Source organism: Streptomyces boninensis (genome assembly GCF_048572725.1).
GTDB classification, from domain to species: Bacteria; Actinomycetota; Actinomycetes; order Streptomycetales; family Streptomycetaceae; genus Streptomyces; species Streptomyces boninensis.
Map to the genome: position 1 here is coordinate 1237365 of NZ_CP183837.1, position 26370 is coordinate 1263734.

At 72.3% G+C, this 26370-nt stretch carries 21 protein-coding genes; 13 read left to right on the forward strand and 8 right to left on the reverse strand.

The genetic code is table 11. The features are described from left to right. The first annotated feature begins 55 nt into the window (after nt 1-55). The 3 genes from ACNNMR_RS05520 (at nt 56) to ACNNMR_RS05530 (ending at nt 2234) form a co-directional block, all read left to right on the forward strand. Nucleotides 56-811, forward strand: coding sequence for a hypothetical protein (locus tag ACNNMR_RS05520; protein ID WP_419993381.1), 756 nt, complete (start codon nt 56-58; stop codon nt 809-811). Nucleotides 812-876: 65 nt separating this feature from the next. Next, on the forward strand, nt 877-1356 hold the full coding sequence (locus ACNNMR_RS05525) for a DivIVA domain-containing protein (RefSeq protein ID WP_419993382.1): 480 nt from the start codon (nt 877-879) through the stop codon (nt 1354-1356). A gap of 23 nt (nt 1357-1379) precedes the next feature. Continuing rightward, complete coding sequence (locus ACNNMR_RS05530; RefSeq protein WP_419993383.1) at nt 1380-2234, forward strand: inositol monophosphatase family protein; 855 nt, start codon at nt 1380-1382, stop codon at nt 2232-2234. Here ACNNMR_RS05530 and ACNNMR_RS05535 read toward each other — a convergent pair whose 3' ends face one another. The 3 genes from ACNNMR_RS05535 to ACNNMR_RS05545 form a co-directional block, all read right to left on the reverse strand. Beyond that, nucleotides 2235-3122 (reverse strand): Cgl0159 family (beta/alpha)8-fold protein, encoded by an 888-nt coding sequence (locus ACNNMR_RS05535; RefSeq protein WP_419993384.1) that lies wholly within the window; start codon nt 3120-3122, stop codon nt 2235-2237. After that, nucleotides 3119-4015, reverse strand: coding sequence for a TIM barrel protein (locus ACNNMR_RS05540; protein WP_419993385.1), 897 nt, complete (start codon nt 4013-4015; stop codon nt 3119-3121). Before ACNNMR_RS05540 ends, ACNNMR_RS05535 begins: the two co-directional genes overlap by 4 nt. A 134-nt stretch (nt 4016-4149) precedes the next feature. Beyond that, nucleotides 4150-4896 (reverse strand): GntR family transcriptional regulator, encoded by a 747-nt coding sequence (locus ACNNMR_RS05545; RefSeq protein ID WP_419993386.1) that lies wholly within the window; start codon nt 4894-4896, stop codon nt 4150-4152. 85 nt (nt 4897-4981) lie between these two features. Between ACNNMR_RS05545 and ACNNMR_RS05550 the strand changes: the two genes are divergently transcribed. The 4 genes from ACNNMR_RS05550 to ggt all read left to right on the forward strand — a co-directional run bounded on the left by ACNNMR_RS05550 (nt 4982) and on the right by ggt (nt 10880). Further along, the gene (locus tag ACNNMR_RS05550; RefSeq protein ID WP_419993387.1) at nt 4982-6310 is read left to right on the forward strand and encodes an aminopeptidase C; all 1329 of its coding nucleotides are present in this window, start codon (nt 4982-4984) and stop codon (nt 6308-6310) included. Between the two features lie 107 nt (nt 6311-6417). After that, on the forward strand, nt 6418-8298 hold the full coding sequence (gene phsA, locus ACNNMR_RS05555) for an O-aminophenol oxidase PhsA (RefSeq protein WP_419993388.1): 1881 nt from the start codon (nt 6418-6420) through the stop codon (nt 8296-8298). A 71-nt stretch (nt 8299-8369) separates the two neighbouring features. Next, nucleotides 8370-9023, forward strand: coding sequence for a M15 family metallopeptidase (locus ACNNMR_RS05560; protein ID WP_419993389.1), 654 nt, complete (start codon nt 8370-8372; stop codon nt 9021-9023). 63 nt (nt 9024-9086) lie between these two features. Then, nucleotides 9087-10880: a gamma-glutamyltransferase gene (gene ggt / locus ACNNMR_RS05565; protein WP_419993390.1), complete on the forward strand. Its 1794-nt coding sequence runs from the start codon at nt 9087-9089 to the stop codon at nt 10878-10880. Between the two features lie 114 nt (nt 10881-10994). Here the strand turns inward: ggt and ACNNMR_RS05570 are convergent, their stop codons facing one another. Further along, nucleotides 10995-12014 (reverse strand): sugar-binding transcriptional regulator, encoded by a 1020-nt coding sequence (locus ACNNMR_RS05570; RefSeq protein ID WP_419993391.1) that lies wholly within the window; start codon nt 12012-12014, stop codon nt 10995-10997. 148 nt (nt 12015-12162) lie between these two features. Further along, nucleotides 12163-12849: a ribulose-phosphate 3-epimerase gene (gene rpe, locus ACNNMR_RS05575; protein ID WP_419993392.1), complete on the reverse strand. Its 687-nt coding sequence runs from the start codon at nt 12847-12849 to the stop codon at nt 12163-12165. 148 nt (nt 12850-12997) lie between these two features. Here rpe and ACNNMR_RS05580 point away from each other — a divergent pair, with 148 nt between their 5' ends. Further along, nucleotides 12998-15151 carry an MMPL family transporter gene (locus tag ACNNMR_RS05580; RefSeq protein ID WP_419993393.1) on the forward strand — a complete coding sequence of 718 codons (2154 nt, stop codon included), beginning with the start codon at nt 12998-13000 and terminating at the stop codon, nt 15149-15151. Between the two features lie 28 nt (nt 15152-15179). On the opposite strand, the gene ACNNMR_RS05585 is transcribed toward ACNNMR_RS05580, so the two are convergent. Beyond that, on the reverse strand, nt 15180-16616 hold the full coding sequence (locus ACNNMR_RS05585) for an RsmB/NOP family class I SAM-dependent RNA methyltransferase (RefSeq protein WP_419993394.1): 1437 nt from the start codon (nt 16614-16616) through the stop codon (nt 15180-15182). Nucleotides 16617-16679: 63 nt separating this feature from the next. After that, a complete protein-coding gene (gene fmt / locus ACNNMR_RS05590) occupies nt 16680-17612 on the reverse strand; it encodes a methionyl-tRNA formyltransferase (RefSeq protein ID WP_419993395.1) in 933 nt (310 codons plus the stop codon). 258 nt (nt 17613-17870) lie between these two features. Here fmt and ACNNMR_RS05595 point away from each other — a divergent pair, with 258 nt between their 5' ends. After that, complete coding sequence (locus ACNNMR_RS05595) at nt 17871-18470, forward strand: hypothetical protein (protein WP_419993396.1); 600 nt, start codon at nt 17871-17873, stop codon at nt 18468-18470. A gap of 320 nt (nt 18471-18790) precedes the next feature. Here the strand turns inward: ACNNMR_RS05595 and ACNNMR_RS05600 are convergent, their stop codons facing one another. After that, complete coding sequence (locus ACNNMR_RS05600; RefSeq protein WP_419993397.1) at nt 18791-21034, reverse strand: primosomal protein N'; 2244 nt, start codon at nt 21032-21034, stop codon at nt 18791-18793. Nucleotides 21035-21264: 230 nt separating this feature from the next. On the opposite strand from ACNNMR_RS05600, the gene ACNNMR_RS05605 reads away from it, so the two are divergent. Genes ACNNMR_RS05605 through ACNNMR_RS05620 form a run of 4 tightly spaced genes read left to right on the forward strand, consistent with a single transcriptional unit; the run spans nt 21265 to nt 26367 of the window. Next, nucleotides 21265-22518, forward strand: coding sequence for a helix-turn-helix domain-containing protein (locus ACNNMR_RS05605; RefSeq protein WP_419993398.1), 1254 nt, complete (start codon nt 21265-21267; stop codon nt 22516-22518). 29 nt (nt 22519-22547) lie between these two features. Next, nucleotides 22548-23276, forward strand: a complete 729-nt coding sequence (locus tag ACNNMR_RS05610; RefSeq protein WP_419993399.1) for a toll/interleukin-1 receptor domain-containing protein — start codon at nt 22548-22550, stop codon at nt 23274-23276. Then, nucleotides 23273-25216 (forward strand): hypothetical protein, encoded by a 1944-nt coding sequence (locus tag ACNNMR_RS05615; protein WP_419993400.1) that lies wholly within the window; start codon nt 23273-23275, stop codon nt 25214-25216. The genes ACNNMR_RS05610 and ACNNMR_RS05615 overlap by 4 nt, the downstream gene beginning before the upstream one ends. Further along, complete coding sequence (locus ACNNMR_RS05620) at nt 25213-26367, forward strand: hypothetical protein (protein ID WP_419993401.1); 1155 nt, start codon at nt 25213-25215, stop codon at nt 26365-26367. Before ACNNMR_RS05615 ends, ACNNMR_RS05620 begins: the two co-directional genes overlap by 4 nt. Nucleotides 26368-26370: the final 3 nt, after the last annotated feature.

Sequence of the window (26370 nt, forward strand, 5' to 3'; positions counted from 1 at the left end):
CGGGGGCAGCCATTTTCCACATGGTCCGAAAGATGTGGAAGAAAGCGGGAAAAGCGTGACTCATGGCGCCGCATGGCTGACAGCCGTCCTCATGGCGGCCGCCAGCGCCTTCGGGGCGGTGATCGCCCGTTACGGCGCCCGGCACGCGGCTCTCACCCTGGCCGTCGCCTCCGGCATGATGCTCGCCACCGATGTGCTCGACCTGATGCCCGAGGCCTGGCACGACGGCGTCGTCGCGCGGGTCTCCGGCTGGCTCGTCGCCGCCTCGGCGGTGGCCGGCTACCTGGCGATGCTGTCCACCACCCGCCACGGCCACGAGCCGCCCGCCGCCGGCCGGACCGGCGGCGCCCACACCCGCGGGCTGCACCGGCGCGCGAAGCGGGCGGCCGGGGCGATGACCGTGGGCCTCGGCGCCGCCGTCGCCCTGACCTCGCACCGGGTCATCGAAGGCAGCGCGGTGGCCGTCGCCTTCTCGCTGCCGGTGCTGCTCGCCCTCCTGGTCGGCTCGACCAGCGACGGCCTGGCCCTGGTCGCGGTCCTGCGCGGCACCCGGCAGCGACTCGCCCCCTGGCTGCTGGCGACCTGCCTCAGCCCCGCCGCCGGCGTCCTGATCGCCACCGTCCATCCGCTGCCCGCCACCGTCCTGCCGCTGGCGCTCGCGCTGGTCGCGGGCATCGTCCTGCGCATCTCCCACATCGGCATCGCCTACGCCGCCGAGCGGCGCAGGAAGGGCCGGCTGCCCGCCTGGCACATGGCCACCGCCGTCGCGGCGACCGCCTCCGTCGGCGCATTTCTCCTAGCGGCACACTGACACGGAAAGGCGCTCCCGTGGATTCGGAGATCAACCGTCATCCCGACATTCCCGGGCAGCGGAGAATGCTGCTCACCCCGGACGACGTACACCACCAGTGGTTCGACACCGTACGCCTGCGTGAGGGCTACGAAATGGGCGCGGTGGACACCTTCCTCAAGGAGGTGGAATACACCATCGACCAGCTCTACAAACAGGTCGCCGCGCTACGCGAAACCCCCGGCACGCAGTCGCAGTCCGTACTGCCGGAGAGCCGGCACGCCGCCCGCATAATCGCGCTGGCCGACCACACCGCCCAGCAGACCACCGAGGACGCCCGCGCCGAGGCGCAGCGCATCATCGCCGAAGCCCACACCCAGGCGGCCGCCATCGAGCGGGACGCGCGGCTGCGCGCCGAGCGGATGGAGGGGCAGCTCACCAATATGCGCGCCCTGATCACGGAATACCGTGAGCGCCTGGCCGGCGATCTGGACACGCATCTCGACGACATCGAACAACTTCATTCCGCTTCCACCTCCCGTTCACCTCTGGAACACGCCCCGTAATCCTCATGCGCTCTTATAGAGGCATGATCGAATCAATAACGGAAAGCATCGACGACTTTCTGACAAGCAACATCAACAACAAGCTCCGCACCGACGTCGAGCGCGCGATCCGCGCCGCCGCGGCAGCCGAGATCACCCCGCGCTTCCGGCAGCTGGGCGCCCACGAGATCGACGAGAAGAGCGGCCCGCACGACCTGGTGACCACCGCCGACCGGCGCGCCGAGGAGCACCTCACCCGCGAGCTCGCGCGGCTGCTGCCCGGCTCCGTCGTGGTCGGCGAGGAGGCGGTCGCCGCGGACCCGTCCGTCTACGAGGCGCTCGGCGGCACCGCGCCGGTCTGGATAGTCGACCCGGTCGACGGCACCCGCCAGTTCGTACACGGCGACCCCGGCTTCTGCACCCTCGTGGCCCTCGCCCTGGACGGCGTCATCCTCGCCTCCTGGACGTACGCGCCCGTGCCCGACGACATGGCGGTGGCGATACGCGGCCGGGGCGCCCGCCTCAACGGCCAGGTGCTGCACCCCGGTTCGCCGGCCCCGGGCACCGCGATCCGGGTCGCCACCTCACACCCCGACTTCACCACCGCCACCGAGAAGCACGCCCTCGGCGGCCTCCACGCCGAGGGCGTCGCCCCCCGCCCGTGCGGCTCGGCCGGCCTGGAGTACCTGGCCATCGCCCGCGGCACCCTCGACGCAACCGCCTTCACCTGGGAGCTGGCCTGGGACCACGCGGCAGGCCTTCTCCTGGTCGAGGAAGCAGGCGGCAGTCACCTCACCCGGACGGGCGGGCCCTTCACCCTCACCGGCGGAAACGCCCTGCCCTTCACGGCCGCCCGGGACGCGGCCACGGCACGGCGGGTGGCCGGCCTGCTTGCGTGATCAGGCCGCCCCGCGGCCCCCGTGGACCAGCTCCGCCGCGATGTCGACCGCCGCCGCCACATCGCCGTCCGGCGGATACAGCAGGGCCCGGCCGACGACCAGGCCATGGGCAGCGGGCAGCCGCAGCGCCGACTCCCAGGCGGCGTACGTGTCGTGCGGGTCGCCGTGCGGGTCACCGCCGAGGAGAAGGGTCGGGAGCGTCGTGGCGTCCAGGACGCGTTCCAGGTCGGCCACGACCGGGAGCTTCAGCCACGTGTAGGCGCTGCTCGCGCCCAGGGCCGCCGCGATCTGGATGGACTTCATGACGTTCGGCGGGTCCAGGAGATTGCGGACCCCGGCCTCGTCCCGTACGGACATGAAGGGCTCCACCATCGCCATCAGGCCGTGCTCGGCCAGGCTGGTGACCGCGGCCGCGGTGGACTCCAGGGTGGCCGCTGTGCCGGGGTCGCCGAGGCAGATCCGGGTCAGCGCCTTGCCGCCCTCCAGGCCCTGGGCGGCGATGGCCTCCGGGGTGTACGCGGTGAAGCGGTCGTCGAGCTCGAAGACCGCGCCCTGGAGGCCGCCGCGGTTCATCGAGCCGATCGCCACCCGGTCCTCGAGCGCGCCCATCAGCAGCAGGTCGTCCAGCAGGTCGGCGGTGCCCAGCACCCCGTCGACGCCGGGGCGGGAGAGCGCGGTCGCCAGCCGGTCGAGCAGTTCCGTACGGCTCGCCATCGCGCCCGCGTCGCCGCGCACGCCGAGCGCCCCGCGGCCCGGATGGTCGGCGGCGATGATGAGCAGCCGGTCGTCGGCGCCGGTCAGCGGGCGGCGGGAGCGCTTCTGCCAGCCGCGGGCGATGAGGTCTGGCTCGCGGGCCCGGAGGGCGGTGAGCTCCGCGGCGTCTTTCATGCGGTGGCGGCCAGGGCCAGCAGGTACGCCAGCGAGACCCGGACGTCGTCCAGCGGGTCGGGGGCGCCGTCCTGCCCCGGCGGGGCGGTCAGCACGGCGTCCTGCTCCAGCACGTACCAGCCGGTGTAGCCGTGCGCCTCCAGGCCGCCGACGATCGCGGCGATGTCGATGTCGCCCGCGCCCAGCGGGGCGTACATGCCCTCGGCCACGGCGCGGGTGTAGGTCAGCGCGCCGGAGCGCACCCGGTCGACGTAATCCTGGCGTACGTCCTTGAGGTGCACGTGGGCGATCCGCCCGGGCGCGGCAGCGGCCAGCGCCACCGGATCCGCACCGCCGACGAGAAGGTGCCCGGTGTCCAGGCACAGGCCGATGCCGCTGCCGTCGAGGACCCGCTGGGTCTCCTCGGCGGTCTCGACCATGGTGCCTACGTGCGGGTGCAGGGTCGCGGTGAGGCCCGCGCCCGCGGCGGCCTTCGCGATCCGGTCGAGGTTGCCCAGCAGCACGTCCCAGCCGGACGCGTCCAGCTCCGGGCGGTCGTCGTAGCCGTCGGCCCCGGTGGCGGCCGCGACGATGACGGTGGCCGCGCCGGCCGCCACCAGCCCGGTCATCGCGCTCTCCACCTGCGGCAGCGGGTCGTACCCGGGGTCGTGCAGGACGGCGGGCACGAACTGCCCGACGGCGCGCAGCCCATAACCGGACAGCGTCGCGGCCTTCTCCTCGGGCGCGTCGGGCAGAAAGCCCTCGGGGCCGAACTCGGTCGCCGCGAGCCCGATGTCCCGCATCTGGCGCAGCACGACATCCGGCGCCAGCTGATGGCCCCAGCCGGGGACTTCGCAGACGCCCCAGGAGATCGGCGCGCCCGCGATGCGCCGGGCGAGAGGTGCGGTCGGCATGCCAAAACCTTCTTCCGGTGGTGGTCCTGCTCACCTGCTGAGAAGCGTGCCTGGGCGGATACCGGGAGTCAATGGTTTGTCAGGACATTATGTCGTCCTGCCGTCACGATGCAGGGCACAGTGCAGGGCACGGCTCAGCGAGCGGAGACGGTCGTCGCGAACGAATAGCGCGAGGCCCGGTAGACATGCGTGCCGTACTCGACCGGCGCGCCCGCGGTGTCGTAGGCGAGGCGGGTCATGGTCAGCACCGTGCCGCCGCGCTTCTCCTCCAGCAGCGCCGCCTCCGCCGCCGTGGCGCGGCGCGCGCCGATGGTCTGGTCGGCCGTGCTCAGCTCCACGCCGGACTGGCGCAGCAGCTGGTACAGGCCGGTCTCGGCCAGGTCATCGGCGGACATGCGGGCGCCGCGGGCGGCGGGGAGCTGGTTGCGCAGCAGCGCGATCGGCTCGTCGTCTGCGAAGCGGAGGCGCTCGATGGCCAGCACGTCCGCGCCCTCCTCGACCCGCAGGGCGGCGGCGGCCTCGGCGTCGGCGGGCTTGAGGCCGTACGACAGCACCTTGGTCCTGGGCCGCCGGGCGTCGCGCTCCAGGTCGTCGTACAGGCTGGAGAACTCCAGGTGGCGGCGGATGCGGTTGGCGACGACCTGGGTGCCCACGCCGCGCTTGCGGACCAGCAGGCCCTTGTCGACCAGGTGCTGCATGGCCTGGCGCATGGTCGGGCGGGAGAGGCCGAACTGGTCGGCGAGCATGATCTCGTTGCTCAGCTTCGTGCCGGCCGGCACGGCGCCGGTCTCGATGAGCTGCTGCAGCTGCCGGGCGAACTGGAAGTACAGCGGAACCGGGCTGCTCCGGTCGATGGTGATCAGCTTGCCGAGCTGCGTCACGTTCACTCTCCTTGACGTACGCACGTCCGCATGTAAGTACAATCTACTCCGTTGACCAGGGCGAACGCCCGTGCGACGGTGAGGCATGGACCGCAACCTCACCCCCGCACAACTCGAGAGCTTCGAGGCGGAGTTCGCCGCCCGGCCCGCGAACCGCCTGATGCAGAACGCCGTGACCCAGACGTCGGTGGACGACATCGCCCTGGACCGGCGGATCGTGACCTCGGTCGACCATTCGGTGTCACACCACCTGGACGACTGGAAGGCCACCAACCAGAAGAAGAGCGGCCGCTGCTGGCTGTTCGCCGGGCTCAATCTGCTGCGGGTCGGCGCCGCGGAGAAGCTCGGCGTCAAGGACTTCGAGTTCTCCCAGAACTACATCCACTGGTGGGACAAGTTCGAGCGCGCGAACCACTTCCTCGAGGGCATCATCGAGACCTCGGACCGGGCCGCCGACGACCGGACCGTGGCGCACCTGCTCTCGGACCCCATCAGCGACGGCGGGCAGTGGAACATGTTCGTCGCCCTGGTCGCCAAGCACGGCCTCGTACCGAAGTCGGCGATGCCCGAGACGAACAGCTCCTCGGCGACCGGGCCGATGAACCGGGCCCTGATGAGCCTGCTCCGGCAGGGCGCCAGGGACCTGCGCCGGCTGTCCGGCGAGGGGGCCGAGGCGCAGCGCAAGCACAAGCGGGAGGTGCTGGCCTCGGTGCACCGGGTGCTGAGCATCCACCTCGGCACGCCGCCGGACCGGTTCCTGTGGCAGTGGCGGGACAAGGACCAGGACTTCCACCGGGACGGCTGGCTGACGCCGCGCGAGTTCGCGCAGTCGTATGTGCAGATACCGCTCGACGACTACGTCTGCCTGGTCCACGACCCGCGCCCGTCGAGCCCGGTCGGCCGCACCTTCACCGTCGAATACCTGGGCAATGTGGTCGAGGCCCCGCCGGTGGTCTACCTCAACGCGGGCATGGACGTCCTGAAGCAGCTCAGCATGGACGCCATCACCGGCGGCGAGCCGGTCTGGTTCGGCTGCGACGTGGCCCGGATGATGCGCGGCGACATCGGCGTCTGGGACGCCGCCCTCTTCGACTACGAGTCGGTGTACGACGCCTCGTTCGACATGGACAAGGCGGACCGGCTCATCCACCACGAGACGCAGATGACGCACGCGATGCTGTTCACCGGCGTCGACGTGGTCGACGGCGCCCCGCGCCGCTGGCGGGTCGAGAACAGCTGGGGCGACGACAAGGCCGACAAGGGCTTCTGGACCATGAACGACTCATGGTTCGGCGAGCACGTCTTCGAGGTCGCGGTCCGCCGCTCCGCGCTGCCGCCCGAGCTGGCCGCAGCCCTCGACCAGCCGCCGATCGTGCTGCCCGCCTGGGACCCGATGGGCGCGCTCGCCCGCTGACCAAACCTCCACGTCCGGATTGCCACATTCCTGGAACTCTGATCAATGTGCCCGGTGTCTCCTGAGAGGAGGGGAACAAGAACCAAGAACACGGGGGGTGTTCGGTCTTGACCGACATCATCGAAAGAATCACCGGGCAGACAACCGAGTCGCAGCCGCTCGCGGGCGGGGAGCTCGCGCCATACGTGGCCCAGCTTCCCGTACCGCCGGTCATCCGTCCGCAGTCGGACGACGCGCTGCAGGAGACCGAGATCGCCCTGCGCCCGGCCTGGGTGCGCCTGCACCCGCAGCTGCCGCCGACCCTGATGTGGGGCTACGACGGGCAGGTCCCGGGCCCGACCATCGAGGTCTGGCGCGGCCAGCGGGTCCGGATCGCCTGGACCAACCGGATCAAGGACGAGGGCGAGTACCCGGTCACGGCGGTGGAGGTCCCTGGCCGCCCGCCCGGGACCCCGCCGGGCAGCACCGAGCCGGGCCGCGAAGGCGTCGAGCCCAACAAGGACGTGGCCGCCCTGCCGCCCTGGTCGGTGACCCACCTGCACGGCGCGCAGACCGGCGGCGGCAACGACGGCTGGGCCGACAACGCCGTCGGCTACGGCGACGCCCAGCTGTCGGAGTACCCGAACCAGCACCAGGCCGTGCAGTGGTGGTACCACGACCACGCCATGAACATCACCCGCTGGAATGTGATGGCCGGCCTGTACGGCACGTACCTCGTCCGCGACGACGAGGAGGAGTCCCTCGGCCTGCCCTGCGGCGACCGGGAGATCCCGCTGCTGCTCGCCGACCGCAACCTCGACACCGACCCGGACGGCCGGCTCAACGGCAGGCTGCTGCACAAGACGGTGATCGTGCAGCCGGAGAACCCGGAGACCGGCAAGCCGGTGTCGCTGCCGTTCACCGGCCCGTACACGACGGTCAACGGCCGCATCTGGCCGTACGCGGACGTGGCCGACGGCTGGTACCGCTTCCGGCTCGTCAACGCCTCCAACGCGCGCGTCTACGACCTCGTCCTGGTCGATGAGGACAACAAGCCGGTCCCCGGCATCGTCAAGCAGATCGGCAGCGACGGCGGCCTGCTGCCGCGCCCGGTCCCGGTCGACTTCGCCGGCGCCCTGCCGACGCTGACCGCGGCCCCGGCCGAGCGCTTCGACCTGCTGGTGGACTTCCGCGGCCTGGCCGGACGCACGCTGCGGCTGGTCAACAAGGGCCGCAACCAGCCGGCGGGCGTGCCCGACCCGGCGGGTGACGTGCGCTATCCGGCGGTCATGGAGTTCCGGGTGTACGAGAGCGGCAAGGTCGACGGCTTCGAGCTGCCCGAGGTGCTCTCCGGCTCGTTCCGGCAGCTGACGCACGACGTCGGGCACGGCCACCGCCTCGTCGTGCTCACCCCGCCCGGCACCAAGGGCGGCGGCGGGCATCCGGAGATCTGGGAGATGACGGAGATCAAGGATCCCAGCGGGATCGTCTTCCCTGCCGAGGGGGTCATCCAGGTCACCGACAAGGACGGGAAGACCAAGACGTACCGGCGCACCGCCAGGACCTTCAACGACGGCCTCGGCTTCACCATCGCCGAGGGCAGCCACGAGCAGTGGAGCTTCCTGAACCTCTCGCCGGTCCGCCACCCGATGCACATCCACCTGGCCGACTTCCAGCTGCTGGGCCGGGACGGGTACGACGCCTCCGGCTTCGACCCGGCGGTGGGCGGCACCGGCAAGCCGGTCGCGTACAGCAGGGACATCCCGCTCGCACCCAACGAGCGCGGCTACAAGGACGTCTTCCTCGTCCCCGGGCCGCAAATGCTGCGGGTGATGGGCAAGTTCGACGGCGCGTACGGGCGGTTCATGTACCACTGCCACCTGCTGGAGCACGAGGACATGGGCATGATGCGGCCCTTCGTGGTGATGCCGCCGGAGGCCCTGAAATTCGACCACGGCGCGGGGCACGGCGGCCCGCACGACGGTCACGGGACGGGGAGCCGCGGCTGATCATGCGGCTTAACGTGTGAATCTGCAGGTCACAGGCGGTGGTGGCGGCCGGGAACGGTTACCTGTTCAAGGTGCCCCTCACTACAGTCGCCGCCACCGCCCTCCTGCTCGCCCTCGGCCCGGCCGCGCCCGCCGCGGCCGCCGACGCCCCGGACCCCGGCGGGATCGACGCCAAGGTCTCCCGGGTGACCGCCGAGGAGCTCGGCGCCACGTACCGCGACGGCTGCCCGGTCCGGCCCGACCGGCTGCGGAAGATCGAAATGAACCACTGGGGCTTCGACGGCAAGGTCCACCGCGGCACGATGGTGGTACGCGACGACATGGTGAAGCCGGTCACCAAGGTCTTCGAGGCGGCCCTGAAGGACCGCTTCCCGATCCGCAAGATGCGCCCGGCGTCCGAGTACGGCGGCAGCGACGAGCGGGCCATGGCCGACGACAACACGTCGGCCTTCAACTGCCGCCAGGTCACCGGCGTCCCGTGGCGCCTGTCGCAGCACTCGTACGGCGACGCGGTGGACATCAACCCCCGGGAGAACCCGTACGTCGACGCGAACGGCGTCATCCACCCGCCGGACACCGGCCGCTACCTCGACCGCGGCAAGGACACCCCCGGCATGATCAAGCCGGGCGACGCCGTGTGGTCGGCGATGCGCGCCCAGGGCTGGCTGTGGGGCGGCCGCTGGCACCACCCGGACTACCAGCACTTCTCGAGCAGTGGTGGCTAGCCCAACTGGTGGGCCGGTAGGCCCTCTTGGGCAATGCGGCATTAGCTGTCAGGATCGGATGCCATGCGACTGACCGCCCGCCTCTCCGGCCCCGTGGCCCTCACCGCGGCGCTCGCCACCCTCGCCGTATCCGCGCCGCCGGCAGCCCATGCGGCGGACCCGCCCGCCAAGACGCCGACCGCGGTCGGCCAGGGCGGCGCGGTCTCCAGCGTCGACGCGGACGCCACCGCGGCCGGCATCGAGGTGCTGCGCAAGGGCGGCAACGCGGTCGACGCCGCCGTAGCCACCGCCGCCGCGCTCGGCGTCACCGAGCCGTATTCGGCGGGTGTCGGAGGCGGCGGCTACCTCGTCTTCTACGACGCGCGCAGCGGCAAGGTCCGTACGCTCGACGGCCGCGAGACCGCCCCGCGGACGGCGGACGCGGACTACTTCCTGGAGGACAGCAAGCCGATCCCCTTCGAGGAGGCGGTGACGAGCGGGCTGTCGGTCGGCACCCCCGGCACCCCGGCCACCTGGGAGAACGCCCTGCGCCACTGGGGCACGCTCCCGCTGCGCGCGGCGCTGAAGCCGGCGGAACGGCTGGCGGACCGCGGCTTCACGGTCGACGAGACCTTCCGGCAGCAGACGGCGGGGAATGAGAAGCGCTTCCGCGCCTTCCCTGCCTCCAGGGACCTCTTCCTGCCGGGCGGGGAGCTCCCGGTCGTCGGCAGCACGCTGCGCAATCCCGACCTGGCGGACACGTATCGCGAGCTGGGGAAGAAGGGGACGCGGGCGCTGTACAGGGGCGAGCTGGGCGAGGACGTCGTCCGTACGGTCCGCAAGCCGCCGGTGGACCCCGCATCGGACCTGCCCGTACGCAAGGGACAGCTCACGACGGACGACCTCCACCGCTACCGCCCGCTGTCCCAGCGCCCGACCCACCTCACCTACCGGGGCCTGGACGTGTACGGCATGGCGCCGTCCTCCTCCGGCGGCACGACGGTCGGCGAGGCGCTGAACATCCTGGAGCCCACGGATGTCGGCTCCCTGTCCGAGACCCAGTACCTGCACCGCTTCCTGGAGTCCTCCCGGATCGCCTTCGCCGACCGCAACCGGTGGGTGGGCGACCCGCGCTTCGAGGACGTCCCGACCAAGGAGCTGCTGTCGCAGCGATACGCCGACTCCCGCTCATGCCTGATCTCGCCCGACAAGGCCCTGAAGAGCCCGCTGCCGCCGGGCGACCCGCGGAACCCGTCGGGCGGCTGCGCGACCACGGGCAAGGCGGCGCCGGAGAACCGGGAGGGCCTGAGCACGACGAGCCTCACGGCGTCGGACAAGTGGGGCAATGTGGTCGCGTACACGCTCACCATCGAGTCGACGGGCGGCAGCGGCATCACGGTGCCGGGCCGCGGCTTCCTGCTGAACAACGAGCTCACGGACTTCAACTTCACCCCGGTCACCCCGGGCGTCCCCGACCCGAACCTCCCGGGCCCCGGAAAGCGCCCGCGCTCGTCGATGGCCCCGACGATCGTCCTGGAGGACGGCAAGGCGCGCCTGGCGGCGGGCTCCCCCGGCGGAGCCACGATCATCACGACGGTGCTCCAGATCCTCGCGGGCCGCCTGGACCGGGGCCTGTCGCTGCCGGAGGCGGTGGCGGCCCCGCGGGCGAGCCAGCGGAACGCGGCGGCGACGCAGGCGGAGCCGGGCTTCCTGGCGCTGGAGGAGCGGACGCGCCTGGAGGCGCTGGGCCACTCCTTCACGTCGACCCCGGAGATCGGCGCGGCGGCGGCCCTGGAGCGACTGCCGGACGGCCGCTGGCTGGCGGCGGCGGAGCCGGTGCGGCGTGGGGGTGGGTCGGCGGCGGTGGTACGGCCCTAGTCAGCCCGGCCGGCGTTTGAGGCCATCCGCGCGCAGCGCGGATTCGGGGGCCCGGGGGCCTGCCCCCGGTTTCGGGAAGGGGCGGGTCAGGGGATCCCCTCCCAAGCCGCCCCCTTACAACTCGTCCGGATCCGCCCGCTCAAGCGCAGGCCGCGACCCCGCATGCGTCTCATGCAGCAAGAAGTCCGCGGCAGCGGTATCCGTAACGAGCGACGTCACCAGCCCCGACCGCAGCACCGCCCCAATCGCCTCGGCCTTCCGCCGCCCCCCGGCGATCGCGACGACCTCCGGGATCCGCCGCAGCCGGTCGGCCTCGACCGTAATGCACCGCTCCCCGAGGTCACGCCCAATCCGCCGCCCCTCCGCATCGAAGAGATGCGCCGACATCTCCGCGGCGGCACCGAGCGACGCGTAATGCTCCCGCTCCTCCTCGCTGAGCATGTCGTGCACGGTGGAAATCCCCGGCTCCCACGAGCCGATCGACACCGCTGCGACCGTCACCTTGTCGAAGTACTCGAAGGCCCGCGCCACCCCGGTCTGACTCCGCAGCGCGTTAGCGGTGGCCGCATCCGGCAGCAGCATCGGCGCATAAATCGGATGCGCCTCACCCCCGGCGACCTCCGCAGCCCGCCGCACCGCCTCGACCGACCCCCGCTCCGCGGTCCCCGCGTCGTACACGCCGGTCAGCTGCACCACCGTGCACGGCGGCAGCTGCCGCAGCGCCGTGGCCATATTGATCGTGGAGCGCCCCCAGGCAAGCCCGAGCACATCCCCCTCAGTGACCAGCTCACCCAGCAGATCAGCGGCGACGGCCCCGAGATTCTCGGGATCGTGATGATCACTTACGGCACCATCAGCCGGCGACTCCACGACCACCGCATGCCGCAGCCCGTACCGCGCCCGCAGCGCATCGGACCGCTCGGCGTCGAGTTCGGCGGGAACCCGGATCTCGATGCGCACAAGGTCCCGTTCGAGCGCGGTCTCCAGCACCCGCGCGACCTTGAACCGGCTGACGCCGAACTCCTCGGCGATCTGAATCTTGGACTTGCCCTCGAGGTAGAAGCGGCGAGCCATGGCCGCCGCCTGCACCAGCTCCGCGGGTCCCATCCGCGCAGCTGTCCGGCCCGTCGACACCGCGATCTCCTTACCGTTTTCGACGACTGACGCTGTCACGCTCGGCCTCGATCTGCGCGAGCACTTGCCGTCGCCCGTTCATCCTGTCAGAAGCGAGGCCCGGCGTTCAGCCCCTGGCCTCGGCTTTTGCCTGCGTGAGTATGAACGCTCAGTGTCCGCAGGCCCAAGAAGCGGCGGAGGTGGCCTCCTCAGCCTGCCGCCGCAGCCCGCGGACCGCCGCGGCCGGGTCGTCCTTGCCGTACACCGCGGAGCCCGCGACGAACACGTCCGCGCCCGCCTCCGCGCATCGCTCGATGGTGTCCGCGGAGACACCGCCGTCCACCTGCAGCCACATCTCCAGGCCGTGCTTGCCGATCAGCTCCCGGGTGCGGCGGATCTTCGGCAGCATGATGTCGAGGAAGGCCTGGCCGCCGAAGCCCGGCTCCACGGTCATCACCAGCAGCATGTCGAGCTCGGGGAGCAGATCCTCGTACGGCTCGATGGGGGTGGCGGGCTTGAGCGCCATGGCGGCGCGGGCGCCCTTGGCGCGGATCTCGCGGGCGAGGCGCACCGGCGCCGCGGCGGCCTCGACGTGGAAGGTGACAGAACCGGCGCCCGCGTCGACGTAGGCCGGGGCCCAGCGGTCGGGGTCCTCGATCATCAGATGGCAGTCCAGCGGGGTGTCCGTCGCCTTGCGCAGGGACTCTACGACCGGGACCCCGAGGGTGAGGTTCGGGACGAAGTGGTTGTCCATGACGTCGACGTGGAGCCAGTCCGCGCCTTCGGCGGCCTTGGCCTCGTCGGCGAGGCGGGCGAAGTCGGCGGACAGGATGCTGGGGTTGATCTGGGCGGCCATGGCCTCAAGCCTGCCATGTGACGGGCGGTAACGCGGCGGCGGTACCCGATCGTCCGCTTCCCGGGCCGGTCGGCCGGGTCGGATTGTCAGTGCCCCATGCCATGCTTTCGCCCCATACAGAGGTCCGAAAGCGATTTTGGGGGCGCTTATGTCGGACGGAAGGGGGCGTGGGGTCGCGTGGCTCGTATGCGGCCGCAGGTCGAAATGGCTGGTGCTGTTGCTGTGGGTGGGGGTGCTCGCCGGGTTAGGCCCGCTGGCGCAGAAGCTCACGGACGCCCAGGACAATCAGACGGTCAACTGGCTGCCCAAGGAGGCGGAGTCCACGCAGGTCCTGCGGGAGTCGGAGCACTTCCGCCCGGAGCAGATGCCGACCGTGATCGTGTACGCCCGGGAAGCGGGCCTCACGGACGCCGACCGGTCGCGCATCAAGGACGATCTCGCCGAGCTGCGCGGGCTGAGCGCCCACGGGCTGCGTGGCAAGGACACGCAGGCCCCGCAGTTCGAGCGGCGCGGCACGCCGCGGGCGGCGCAGGTCGTCGTGCCGATGACGACGGGTAAGGACGCGTGGGAGCGCATCGTCCCCGCCGTGGACGACATCAAGGACAAGGTCGGCAAGGGCGAGGGCGGCCTGACCGTCCACATCACGGGTCCCGGCGGCGCCAACGCCGACTTCGCCGAGGGCTTCGAGGGCATCGACTCCACGCTGCTGTTCGCCGCGATGAGCGTGGTCATCGTGATGCTGCTGCTGACGTATCGCAGTCCCACGCTGCTGTTCGTACCGCTGATATCGGTGGTGGTGGCGCTGACGGCGGCGCAGGCGATCGTCTATCTGCTCGCGGAGCATGCGGGCCTGACGGTGAACGGCCAGAGCGCCGGCATCCTCACCGTGCTGGTCTTCGGCGCGGGCACCGACTATGCGCTGCTGCTGGTCGCCCGCTATCGCGAGGAGCTGCGCCGGCATGAGGACCGGCATGAGGCGATGGCGCTGGCCCTGCATCGCGCGGGTCCGGCGGTGCTCGCCTCGGGGGCGACCGTGGTCGCGGCGATGCTGGTGCTGATGGCCGCGGAGATGAGCTCCACGGCGAGCCTCGGCCCGGTGCTGGCCATCGGCGTGGGCGTGGCGCTGCTGGCGCTGCTGACGCTGTTCCCCGCGCTGCTGGTGATCGTGGGCCGGTGGATCTTCTGGCCGGCCCGCCCGCACTACGGCTCCGACGAGCCGACCGCGGGCGGCTTCTGGGCGCGTACGGGCCATCGCATCTCGCATCGTCCGCGGACGGTGTGGGTGGTGGGCGCGCTGGCGCTGGCGGCGCTGTCGCTGGGCCTGATGCAGCTCAAAGCTTCCGGTCTGTCGTACGAGGACTCCTTCACCAGCCGCCCGGATGCCGTGAAGGGCGCCGAAGTGCAGGCGCGGTATTTCCCGGCCGGCGGCGGCGACCCGCTGGTGATCATCGCGAACGCGGACGCCGCCGACCAGGTGAAGTCGGCCGTGGCCGGCACCCGCGGCGTGGCGGACGAGCCGGTGGCCACACCGAAGGGCATCGCCGCGGAGCGCGCGGGCCGGGTCTATCTGGAGGCCACTCTGGACGCTGATCCCAGCGGCAAACCGGCCAAGCAGACGGTCGACCGGCTGCGTGGTGAGCTCGACGGAGTCAAGGGCGCCGACGCGCAGGTCGGCGGCACGACGGCGGCGATAGTCGACATGGACGAGGCGGTGTCGAACGACGACCGGCTGATCATCCCGCTGGTGCTGGCGGCGGTCTTCATCATCCTGCTGCTTCTGCTGCGGGCGGTCGTCGCGCCGCTGATGCTGATGGCCACGGTGATTCTGTCGTTCGCGGCGGCGCTGGGCATCAGCGCGCTCTTCTTCCGCCATGTCTTCGACTTCGCGGGCGAGGACACCGCCTTCCCGCTGCTGGTCTTCGTGTTCCTGGTGGCCCTGGGGATCGACTACAACATCTTCCTGGCCACCCGAATACGCGAGGAGGCCGCCCGCAACGGCAGCACAGCCAAGGGCGCCCTCACGGGCCTGGCGGCCACGGGAGGCGTCATCACCTCGGCCGGCCTGGTGCTGGCGGGCACCTTCGCCGCGTTCGGCACCCTCCCGATGGTGTCGTTCGCCGAAATCGGCTTCGCGGTGGCGGTGGGCGTCCTGCTGGACACCTTCATCGTCCGCTCGATGCTGGTGACGGCCCTGTTCCTGGACCTGGGCAAACGCAGCTGGTGGCCCAGCGCACTGTCGAAACGAGAGGAGGAACAGCCGCTGGAGGCGACTCGGGAGCCGACCCCTTCACCGCGGGGATGACGTAGCTCCGAGCCAACCCGCACTGAGCTCAAGTCCTGCGCAACAGCGCCAGATACATCGCATCCGTGCCGTGCAAGTGCGGCCACAACTGCACATCGGGCCCGTCGCCGAGCTCAGGCACCCCCGGCAGCAACGGCCGGGCATCAATGAGCTCGGCGGCCGGCCCACCCCCACCACCCGCCTTCAGCACGTCATCGACGACAGCCCGCGTCTCGGCAAGGTGCGGCGAGCACGTCGCGTACCCGACGACACCCCCGGGCCGCACCGCCCGCAGCGCCTCGGTGAGCAGCCCCCGCTGCAGCGGCGCGAACCCGTCGAGGTCCTCGGGCCGCCGCCGCCACCGCGCCTCGGGCCGGCGCCGCAGCGCGCCGAGGCCGGTGCACGGCACGTCCACCAGGACGCGATCGAAGCTGCCCGGCCGCCAGGCCGGCCGGGTGCCGTCGGCGGTGATGACCTCGTACGGCCCGGGGTTGCCCGCCAGCGCCCGCGCGACCAGCCGCGCCCGGTGCGGCTGTTTCTCGGCGGCGAGCAGCGCGGCGCCCCGCTGCGCGGCCAGCGCCGCGAGCAGCGCCGCCTTGCCGCCGGGCCCGGCGCAGCCGTCGAGCCAGCGCTCGTCGGGCCCGTCGAGCGGCGCGTTGGCCAGGGCGAGGGCGACGAGTTGGCTGCCCTCGTCCTGCACCCCGGCGCGCCCTTCGCGCACCGCGTCCACGGCCCCCGGCTCCCCGCCCTCGGCGAGCCGGACCGCGTACGGCGACCAGCGCCCGGGCTCGGTGTCCTCGGTGGTCAGCTCCTCGACGGTGGCGCGCCCGGGCCGGGCGACGAGCGTCACCGCGGGCCGCTCGTTGTCGGCCGCCAGCAGCGACTCGATCCCCGCGCGCCCACCACCGAGCGCGTCCCACAGCGCGGAGACGATCCACCGCGGGTGGGAGTGCACCGCGGCGAGATGATCCTCCGGATCCTCGTCGTACGGCGGCGCGATCTCCTCCAGCCACGTGTCGAGGTCCTTGGCGGCGATCCGCCGCAGCACGGCGTTCACGAACTTCGCCCGCCCGTCCCCGAGCACCACCCGCGCCAGCTCCACGGTCGCCGACACCGCGGCATGGCTCGGGATGCGGGTGCTGAGCAGCTGATGCGCCCCCAGGCTCAGCACATCCAGCACCGGCGGATCGACCTCGCGCAGCGGCCGGTCGATGCAGCCCGCGATGATCCGGTCGTACGTGCCCTGATGCCGCAGCGTGCCGTACACCAGCTCGGTCGCCAGCGCGGCATCCCGCCCGTCGAAGTCCCCGCCCTCGCGCGCCTTGGCGAGCAGCGGCGGCAGCACGAGATTCGCGTACGCGTCCCGCTCGTCCACGGCCCGCAGCGCGTCGAAGGCGAGGATCCGCACCGGATCCTTCTTCGGCCGCCGGTAGGGCTTGGCGGAACGGCTGGTGCGTCGCGGGTTGGCGCGCGGACGATCGCTCACGTGAAAGGTGCTCCGGTTATCAGCAGGCGTTACGACTGCCAGCCTACGTCCGCCGCACTGGGGTCACTCCCCCAGCCGCTCCCCCGCGGCCACCCGCGCACCCCGCGCCCAGTCCGCGGCGAGCATCGGCCGCTTCCCCTGTGCCTGCACCCACTGCAGCTCGACCGCATGCGAACCGGTGCCCACATGCACCGACTTCTTCCCGGCCGCGAGCTCCCCGGGCGCCAGCTCGGTCCGCTCCGCCGCGAGCAGCACCGACCGCACCTTGAGCCGCTCCCCCCGGAACTCCGTCCACGCCCCCGGCGCGGGCGAGCACCCCCGCACCACCCGGTCCACCCGCAGCGCGGGCGCCGACCAGTCGATCTGCGCGTCCGCCACCTCGATCTTCGGGGCAAGGGTGATCCCGTCCTCCGGCTGCGGCCGCGCGTGCAGCGTGCCGTCCGCGATCCCGTCCATCGTCGCGGCCAGCAGCCCCGACCCGGCGAAGGCGAGCCTGGTCAGCAGGTCACCGCTGGTGTCCGTCGCCCGGATCTCCTCCGTCACCACCCCGTACACCGGCCCCGAGTCGAGCCCCTCCTCGATCTGGAAGGTCGACGCCCCGGTCATCTCATCGCCCGCCAGAATCGAATGCTGTACGGGCGCCGCACCACGCCATGCGGGCAGCAGCGAGAAGTGCAGGTTGACCCATCCGTGCGCCGGGATGTCGAGCGCGGCCTTCGGCAGCAGCGCCCCGTACGCCACCACCGGGCAGCAGTCCGGCGCGATCTCGCGCAGCCGGGCGAGGAAGTCCTCCTCCCGCGGCCGCCCCGGCTTGAGCACCTCGATGCCCTCCTCCGCCGCCCGCTCGGCGACCGGGCTCGCCACCATGTGGCGCCCGCGCCCCGCGGGCGCGTCGGGGCGGGTGACCACGGCGACGACCTCGTGCCGCGGCGAGGCGATCAGAGCGTCGAGGGACGGTACGGCGACCTCGGGCGTGCCGGCGAAGACGAGCCTCATCAGGGACGTGTCACCTTTCGGGGGGACGTGCGGCGGGGTGTGGCCAGTCTAAGGCGCGTACGCAGGGGCGTACGCGCATGGTCAACGCGCTGCGGACACCTGTCCGCACGCCCCCGGAGCGTGACCGTGTGCGGACTGCCGCGTTGTCTAGTGAGATTGACGGATTCGGGGACAGCGCGATGCGTACGGGCTCTGCACGGGGCCGGCCGCCGGGCTGTCCCCGCTACGACTTCGACGCCGGTTTCGAGAGGCTCTTTCATGGCCGACCACGCAACGCACGACGCCCAGGCACGGGCCAGCCTGCAGCTCCTGGTGAGGGATATCGAGCGGGTTCGCCGGCAGGTGGATGCGCTGCGCACCCTGACCGCCCAGCTCGGCAATGTCTACAGGCCGCGGCGCACGGGCCCGTCCACGGGCTTCGTCGTTTACGGCCGGGCGCCCGCGCCCACAGTGCGGCTCGCGCAGGAGCTGCGCGACAGCGTGGAGACGCTGGTGACGGCCGCCGTGGACTTCGACCGCTCGCTCGGCTTCTCCTGGGACGCGGTGGGCTCCGCGCTCGGGGTCACCAAGCAGGCCGTGCACCGGCGATACGGAGCGCGACGCGGCACCACGCAGCCCGCGGTCGACCCCGCGACGGCGGCACACGCCGCCCCCACCCACGGCGCAGCGACCCCGGGCTCCCCCGCACCGCGCGCACTGCCGGTCGTCCCGGCGGCACGCCCGGCGCCGGTCGAGGGCACCACGACGCCGTCCCCGCTGCACGACCGCGCCGACCGCGGCCCGGCCCCCTCCCCGCTCCACGACCGCGGCGAACGCAGCGAGGTCGGCGCAGCACACGGGCCGGCGCCGAAGTACTGACGCCACACCCCCGCACAGCAGGCTAAGAGCCTGTGATGAAGCCCCCGCTGCCACGCGGAGACGGGTGCCTCATCACAGGCTCTTAGCCGATGTGTGGGGGCGACGCTCGCGGGCCGATGGCGCCCGGGGGCCGACAGCCCACGCCCGCAGGACCGACCGGCCGCTGCCGGCGTGGGCTGCCGGCCGGCGAGAGGCCCCGGAAGGCCGACCCCCGCCGCGCTGGCGGACCAGCGACGGTCGCCGAGCCGCCGGGCCCGGGCAGCCCGCGCGAGCCGACGCGCCCGGGCAGCCCGCGCGAGCCGACCCCCGCCCGGCCCTCCCTACCCGATATCCGCGGGATCCACCCGCACCCGTACCGGAGCCTGGTCGCCCTTGGCCATCCGGGCCGCGACGGCTGTCTTGACGGCCGCCGCCAGCGCAGCTCCCCGCCCGGGCGGCACGCGCAGCAGCACTCGCTCCCAGCCGTCCTCGCCGGCCGCCGCAGCTCCGCCGGGCCCGCCTGGGCCGGCGGCCGTGAGCCGCGAGCCCGAGCCCGAGCCGCCAGACGCGCCAGACCTGCCCGACCCGCCCTGCCGCGACCCCCGCCGCCCCCCAGCCGGCCCCGGCGGAGCCACCGGCACCGGCCCCAGCACATCCGCCTCCTCCGGCAGCTCCACGGCCGGCACGAACTCCCGTACCGCCGCCGCCGGTCCGGCCACCGCGATCATCCGCGACACCGGCGGGAAGCCAAGCTCCGCCCGGTCAGCAAGCTCCCGCGCCGCAAACCCCGCCGGATCCCACCGCACCAGCGCCTGCACAGGCCGCTGCGCCGGATCGGCGACAATCACAACCGCGCCCCCCTCCCCCTGCCCCCGCACCAGCGCCGCCGCATCCAGCCACCGCCGCAGCGCCTCCTCCCCCGCCCGAAGATCAGGCCGGGAAAGCAGCGCCCACCCATCCAGCAACAGCGCGGCCGCGTAACCGCCCTCGGCCACCGGCTCAGCCCCCGGCGTACTCACCACCAGCGCAGCCTCACCCGCGACCCGCTCCAGCACATGATCCCGCCCCGAAGTCCGCACCGGCACCTCGGGAAAAGCCCTCCCCAGCTCCTCCGCGGTCCGCCGCGCCCCCACAATCTGCGCCCGCAGCCGCGTAGACCCACACTCCACACACGAGTAGTCGGCTACGGAATCCCCGCACCACCCACACCGCAGCGCCTCCCCACTCCCCGGACTCTCCAGCGGCCCAGCGCACTTACGGCACCTGGCAGGCGTACGACACCGCTCGCAGGCCAACCGCGGCGCATACCCCCGCCGCGGCACCTGCACCAGCACCGGCCCATGCTTGAGCCCCTCCCGCACGGCCTGCCACGCCACCGTCGGCAGCCGCGCGGCCCGCGCCGCCGCGTCCCGCGCCTGGTCGTTCTCCCCCACGGTCCGTACGACAGGCGCCGCCCCCCGCACGACATCACGCGCCGCCTCGACCGACCGCGCCCACCCGCTCTCCACGAGCTGCGCGGCCTCCACGGTCCGCGAATGCCCGCCCAGCAGAAACCCGCACTTCTCATGCGCCGCCCGCAGCAACAACACCTCACGCGCATGCGGCTGCGGCGCATGCAACTCACTGTGGCTGCCATCCCCGTCATCCCAGATAGCCACCAGCCCCAGCCGCCGCACCGGCGCGAACATCGCCGCCCGCGTGCCGACGACGGCCCGCACCGCCCCCCGATTCACGGCCAGCCAACGCCGATAACGCTCCTCAGGCCCGGTCTCGGCAGCAAGCAGCACATGCTGCCCCTCCCCCACCAACGCCCGCAGCGCGTCATCCACCCGAGCGGCAGCCCGCCCATCCGGTACGACAACGAGCGCCCCCCGCCCGGACGCCAGCGTGGCGGCCACGGCCCGCGCGATCTCATCGGGCCAATACGGCCCGGGCAACGCATCCCACACCGCCCGCGGCGCATCCCCCCGAGCCAGCGCCTGTAGAAACGACGCCCCGTCCCCGTACCGCCCCCAGGGCCCGGCCGGATCCCCAGGCGCGGCCGGCAACGCAGGCGGCGCCGCGCTCTCCTCACCCTCCACCTTGGCCCGCCGCGGCGGCACCGCCAGCTGCACCACATCCGCAAGCGACCCGGCATACCGATCCGCCACGGCCCGGCACAACCCAAGCAACTCGGGCCTCAGCACAACCTCAGCCGACAAAACCTGCGCAATCCGCGCGAGGGGCCCCCGAAACTCACTCTCGGCTACCCGCTCAACAATGAACCCATCATGCAGCTCCCCACCCTCCCGCCGCCCCTTGACAACCCGCGCCCCAAACCGCACCCGAACCCGCACCCCAGGCTGCGCCTCAACATCCATCTCAGCAGGCACGGCATAGTCGAAGTACCGATCAAGATGACTGAGCCCCTTGTCGACCAACACCCGCGCCACAGGCAGCTCCTCAGCAAGCGGCGCCCCCCGCCACGTCCGCGGCTTCGCCCGCGGCCCCTTCTCTTTCCCCTTGCGGACGGTCTCCCGGATAAGCGCAAGCTGCTCCGGCTCTCCGGCCGAAGCACCATCCCGCTTGCCCTCATCGCTGCTCACATGCCATTCGTACCAGAGCCCACTGACGCTCCGCGCACCCGCGGAGCTGCGGGACACCCGCTCCGAGCGCTGGCCGAAATAGCCGTCTCGACAGCACTTGCCGGGTGCTGTTGCCTCCGAATCGGAAACGGGAAACACGGCCGATCGCCTTGCCGCGACCCTCCACCGCGCCAACTCTGGCAACTGGCGGTGGACCGCTGCCGGGGCGGCGGAACAGGAGGGGGAGTGACGTGCGGCATCCAGTGCCGTTCGGCGCGGAGCTGCGGCGGCTTCGCGTAGCCGCGGGCCTGACGCTCACGGAACTCGCGGCATCGGTCCACTACAGCAAGGGCCAGATCAGCAAGGTGGAAACCGGCAGCAAGCGGCCCACATCCGAACTGGCGCGCCTGTGCGACGCGGTCCTGGAGGCGAACGGCGCGCTGATTCGCCTCGCCGAAGACCGCCCGCCGGACACCGCGCCAGCCGCAACCGAAGACGGGACCATCGCCATGCCCGAGGACGCCTCCGGTCGATTACCCGACGCACCGCACCCCAGCCGCAGGCAGGTCATGGCCACCGCGGCGGCCACGGTCCTGTCTCCGCCGACCGCCGACGGCGACCTGCTCACCGCCGCGACGATGCTGTTCGCGCAGTACCGCAGGCTCGCCCAGTCCTCTCCTCCGTCCGCCGTACTTCCTGCCCTGACCGAGCAGACCCGCTCCCTGCGCGCCCTGGCGTCATCCGTGGGCCCGCGCACGTCGCGCGGCCTCCTCGCGGTCACCGCGCGATACGCGGAATTCGCCGGCTGGCTCTCCCAGGAGACAGGCGATGACACCGCGGCCCTCCGCTGGACCGGCCACGCAGTGGAGCTGGCCGATGCCGCCGGAGACACGCCCCTCGCCTCCTACGCGCTCGTCCGGCGCGGACTCATCGCGTACTACCGGGGTGATGCGGCGGCGACGGTGGCGCTGGCGCAGGGGGCGTACGGGCACGGTGTGCCGCCGCGGATCCGTGGCCTGGCAGCCGTCCGGGAGGCGCAGGGGCACGCCCTTGCGGGTGACTACAACGCGAGCATGAGGAGCCTCGACCGGGCCCGCGAGCTTCTGGCCACTGCCGCCGGCGAGCCCGGCCTGCCGCTGCTCGGCTCCACGAACGTCAGCGACCCGGCCGGCATGGTCACGGGATGGTGCCTGCTCGACCTCGGCCGCCCGCGCCGTGCGGCCGAACTGCTCGACGAGGAAATGTCCCAGCTCCCCGCCCACGCTCTGCGCGCCCAGGCACGCTTCGGCGTCAGACAGGCCCTTGCCCACGCCTGCGCAGGCGATCTGGACCGCGCCTGCGACCTGACCCAACGGCTGCTGCCCACCGCCGACCTCGTCGGCTCCGCCACCATCGTCCACGATCTGCGCCGCCTGGCCCGCCGCCTCGCGCGGCACCGCGGCCACCCGGCGTACGCAGCTCTGTCCCCGCGGCTCATCGCGACGCTCACTCATCATGCCCACTAGGGAGGCTCAGTCCCATGCCCGAGGTTTTCGTGAACTACCGCACCGGCAACGGTGAGAAGACCGCGACCGTGATCTGGCAGGCGCTCACCCAGCGTTTCGGCAAGGACCGGATCTTCCGCGCGAGCGCGTCCATCCGATCCGGCGACGCCTTTGACGAGGCGCTTGAGGAAGCCGTCCGGCGCAGCTCGGTGCTGCTGGCGGTGATCGGCCCGGGCTGGGCCGATAGCCCCGGGCTGCGCGAGGAGCACGACTGGGTCCGCTGGGAGATTCTCGAGGCGTTCCGCTGCCGGCTGCATGTCATCCCGGTCCTCGATGGCCGGCGTACCGAAAGGCTGTCCCCGGCTGCACTGCCCCCGGAGCTGGAACGCCTGGCGCGTTGCCAGTCGCTGCGCTTCGACAGCCAGACCTCGGAACGCGACCTGCCGTACATCGGCGACGAGCTCGCCGATCTGGTGCCCGCTCTGGCCGCCGCGGACACGACTCGCGGTGCTCTGCCGCAGCCGGAATCCGGCTCGGTGGCCAACTCCGTTTCGGGCCGGATCGACGGCCACTCCGTGCAGGCACGGGACATCAGCGGCGATGTGGCGGGCACCGTCATCAAAGGCATGACCGGAGCCGTGCACACCGGAACAGGGCCGCAGTTCACCAACTCACCGCAGGTCACCGGCGACGGCAATATCGTGGCCGGCACCAACCACGGCGGCATCCGCCAGGACAACGCACCGCGTCCCCGCAGCCCTCAGGACGACGACCGGTGAGCGGCACGACCCACACCAGCATGCCGGGAGCGGCCGGAGCCTTCCACACCGGCAGCGGGGCACAGTACATCCACTTCCACGCAGCAGGTCAGGATCCGCTGTACACCCCGAGCAGCAAGGCGCCACGCGAGATCGACATGGAGCGGCGGCTGCGCCTCAAGCGGTGCTTCTCCCGGCCCGAAGGCGTCGAAACGGCCGCCGGTCTGCTGCGCGAGCAGCACTTTGTGCTCCTCGCCGGCGAACCGGGGAGCGGCAGGCGCACGGCTGCCACCGTGCTGCTGTGTGAGCTCCCCAGGGGAAGCGGCAACTTCCGCGAGCTGCTGCCGGAGACCGACGACGGCAAGCCCGCGTTCCCCACCCCGGATGTCGTCGAGGACGAGGACCGGCTGCTGCTGGACCTGTCGGACGCCGACGACAAGCTGTGGCGCACCGCCCAGCGCGAGTTGCTCGGGTTCCGCAGCCGGCTCACCGCGTGCCGTGCGCACCTCGCCGTGGCCGCGCCCGCGCATTCCTCGCCCGAGCTCGCCGCCGACCTCCGTGCGCTGCGCGCCGAGATCAAGCGTCCCGACCCTTTGGACGCCTTACTCCGCCATCTGCGCGACGACGGCATCAGGGACATCCGGCCGCTGCTGGACGCGGCGGCGGTGCCGACGCTCACCGCCCATCTCGCCAGTCGACCGACGATGGACGAAGTCGCCCACTTAGCAGACTTGATCAGGGAAGCGCGGCGCGGCGCGAAGCCGGGTACGTCGCTCACGGACTGGTGCGCGCAGGCCGTAGCCGCCGTCACCGACCGCGGGGACGCTGTCGACAAGCTGGTGGCCGCCCAGCCCGACGGGGCACAGCGCGCCCTTCTGCTGGCCACGGCGATGCTGCACGGCGGCCCTACGGAAACCGTGCACAGGGCGGCGCAGAAACTGCTGGACCAGGTGAAGCAACCGCCCGACCAACGACCCCGGCTGGAGCAGGACGGGCTGGCCGAGCGGCTGCGGCCGCTGGATGCGGAACTGCGTCAGGACGGCACGGTCCGGTTCACCAGACTCCGTACCGAGGACGCGGTCCTCCGCCACTTCTGGGACAACCGGCCCGACCTGCGCGGCAGTATCCGGATGTGGACCGGCCAGTTGGTCAGGCTTCCCGGTATCGGCCCCGCCGACGTCGAGCGGTTCATCGACCGCTACGCGGCCGAGAGCATCCGCACCGACGGGGGCCTCGGCCTGCTGCAACTGGCCGAGGGCTGGACAGGACCGGACGCGGGCGAAGCCGAGCTCCGCGCCGCCGTCACCGCGCTCGCCGCCGGCCTGCGCGATCCGGGGGCCGGCCGTCACATACGCGCGCGACTGTACCGCTGGGCGACCAGCAGCGGCCTCGGCACCGGTCGGCGGCGCGTGCTGGTCGACACCTGCCGGTCGGCGCTCGCCGAGCGCTATCCCGACATCACCGTGGTCCGGCTGCACCAGGCCGCACGGCGCGAACCGCCGAGCGGGCCGGCGCTCGGCGCCATGCGCGAGCTCGCCGGACGCGACCACCGCTTCTTACGCCGCGTACTGTCCCGGCTGGCCGGCGAACTGGAGCGTACGGATGCGGCGGCCGACCCCCAGCTGTTCCTCGCCCTTGCCGAGCCCGGATGGCTGACGGAGCCGACCGGAGGCGGCCGCCCGCTGATCGCGGAGCCGGGCGTCCGCGACCGGCTGACCGCCGGCTGGCGCGCCGTGTACGCGCGGGCCCCGGAAGCGGTGTGGCGGCCGTGGGCGCGGGAATGGCTCCGTACCGCCCACGCGGCCGGATCCGCGGGCGGCCGGCTTCTGGAGGTGCTGACCGACGCCGCGGCGGGCCGCTACCACGTCTTCAACTCCCTGTACTTGCTCGCCCTGGACGAGTCCCTGGAGGGGCTGCCCGGACTGCTGCTGCGCAAGACTCACGAGAGGACCACCCCATGAGCTCCGGTCAGAAGACCGTCACCGCGTTCCTCACCGTCATCGCCACACTGGTCGCCGCGATCGCCGGCACCTTCTCCGGCTGGCCGTACTGGGCATGGGGCTGTGCCGCCGCGGTCGTCATCGCATTACCCGTGCTCGCCTCGCTCACCCGGCGCCGACGATCCGACCCGTTTCCCCGGCCGTCGCTGCTCGAACCCGACGTGCAGCAACCGCCGGTGGAGCGGCGCGAGGTCCAGCTGCGGAAGGTGCGGATCCCGACCGGCGTGCCGGACTACGACTTCCTCCTCACCGCACTCGTGCGGTGGTGCCCGGTCGCCACGGCCGATCATGCCCCCGTGGTCAACGCCGGCGGCCTCGCAGTCGATGCGGTCCTCGACCGCGCACGGCTGGTCACGGAGCGGCGCGAGCCGTGGCGCTGTTCACTGGTGCAGCACGAACTCAGCGGTCGGCTGGCCGTCATGGAGCCCGACCGAACGGGCCGGGTCCAGGCCATGGCCGTCGAGGTGGCGCTCAGCCTCCCCGACGCCGACCAGGAGCGGCTCGACCGACTCGCGGCCGTACGCAAGGACGAACAACTGTGGGAGCACGAGCGGAAGTACGAGCAGAACCGCCGCGCGTATCTCGGCAAAGATGTGCTGCGCGATACGGGCAGCGCGGTCGTCTGGTGGCTCAACAGGAACGACGACAAGGTGGACAAGACGGTCGAGGACATCGGCCTGCTCGCGCAGCTGGCCTCGGCGGCCAACAACAGCTTCGTGGCCGAGCCGTTCCAGCACCTGGTCCCGCAGCCGCCGGAGGACCCCGAGGCGGGGGTGGGAGCGCCCCTGCCCGATGGGCCGCCCGCAGGTCCGGACGCCGCGGCTGCCTCGGCAGCGCTCGGGGCCGACGATCCCGTCGCATCCTTCGCCGACCTTCTCCGGCATTGCGGGTCCGCCGAAGGCGATCCGGATTACGTGCTGTTCGCCGACCACGTGGCCGAGAAGCTGGAGCAGCGCGGGGACGCGCAATCGGCCGCACACATCCGTCTCCGGTACGGATCGCTCTCACAGCGCCGCGCCGAAGCACAGGACGGCTATGAGGGCGGCCAGGACGCTCATGCGGCCGCCTCCCCCAACGGCTCCGCGCCTGCGGGCGGCCCCACACTTAGCTGACCG

Excerpts from the sequence above, each read along its gene's own strand:
- ACNNMR_RS05525 (WP_419993382.1), top strand. The coding sequence starts at position 877 with ATGCTGCTCACCCCGGACGACGTACACCACCAGTGGTTCGACACCGTA.
- ACNNMR_RS05530 (WP_419993383.1), top strand. The coding sequence starts at position 1,380 with ATGATCGAATCAATAACGGAAAGCATCGACGACTTTCTGACAAGCAAC.
- ACNNMR_RS05535 (WP_419993384.1), bottom strand. The coding sequence starts at position 3,122 with ATGAAAGACGCCGCGGAGCTCACCGCCCTCCGGGCCCGCGAGCCAGAC.
- ACNNMR_RS05540 (WP_419993385.1), bottom strand. The coding sequence starts at position 4,015 with ATGCCGACCGCACCTCTCGCCCGGCGCATCGCGGGCGCGCCGATCTCC.
- ACNNMR_RS05550 (WP_419993387.1), top strand. The coding sequence starts at position 4,982 with ATGGACCGCAACCTCACCCCCGCACAACTCGAGAGCTTCGAGGCGGAG.
- ggt (WP_419993390.1), top strand. The coding sequence starts at position 9,087 with ATGCGACTGACCGCCCGCCTCTCCGGCCCCGTGGCCCTCACCGCGGCG.
- rpe (WP_419993392.1), bottom strand. The coding sequence starts at position 12,849 with ATGGCCGCCCAGATCAACCCCAGCATCCTGTCCGCCGACTTCGCCCGC.
- ACNNMR_RS05580 (WP_419993393.1), top strand. The coding sequence starts at position 12,998 with ATGTCGGACGGAAGGGGGCGTGGGGTCGCGTGGCTCGTATGCGGCCGC.
- fmt (WP_419993395.1), bottom strand. The coding sequence starts at position 17,612 with ATGAGGCTCGTCTTCGCCGGCACGCCCGAGGTCGCCGTACCGTCCCTC.
- ACNNMR_RS05595 (WP_419993396.1), top strand. The coding sequence starts at position 17,871 with ATGGCCGACCACGCAACGCACGACGCCCAGGCACGGGCCAGCCTGCAG.
- ACNNMR_RS05620 (WP_419993401.1), top strand. The coding sequence starts at position 25,213 with ATGAGCTCCGGTCAGAAGACCGTCACCGCGTTCCTCACCGTCATCGCC.